The 505-nt window shown below is 55.6% G+C and carries 1 protein-coding gene; it reads right to left on the minus strand.

Going from position 1 to position 505, the window contains the following annotated elements:
- The coding region (locus tag PROAA_RS11745) for a hypothetical protein (RefSeq protein WP_186411522.1) at positions 1-505 on the minus strand (505 nt) is incomplete at both ends.

Consider the following 505-nt stretch of genomic DNA (forward strand, 5'->3'; position numbering starts at 1 on the left):
ATGCAACTGGCGTTTGAGCGTTCGAAACGCTTCCGCACTGTTTGGCTCGGTACGCAAGGCACGTAGCTGAGTGGCAATGCCCTGATTCAGATCAACCGCTTCCTCAAGGAATATGGGCAGCAGTTGCTCGTCAATCTCGTCCTTCAGTTGATTGATTTCAGACAAGAAAGAAGGTTTGTGTTCGAATTCGGCTTTGGCGGTTTCCTGCGGCGGCACTGTTTCGCCACTCGCTGGCTGTTCCGTTGCGGCTTCATGCTCTGCAGGCGGTTCCTGAGATGTAACCAGGTTTGCCGGATAAAGTGAATCCAGGGCTTCGATCAGCCCTGCGGGCACGTCGGGTTCGCGTTCATCGGCCAGGGATGACAGCATCAGATCAAGCTCGCCGACGGCCTGTCTGACTATCCCGAGGGCTTCCAGGCTGCCTGGTTGTGCCGAATTGTCGCGGCGCAACAGTGCATGTTCCAGCGCAAGGCCTAATTGATTGACGGACGAAATCCCGACTGTT

Source organism: Candidatus Propionivibrio aalborgensis (genome assembly GCF_900089945.1).
GTDB classification, from domain to species: Bacteria; Pseudomonadota; Gammaproteobacteria; order Burkholderiales; family Rhodocyclaceae; genus Propionivibrio; species Propionivibrio aalborgensis.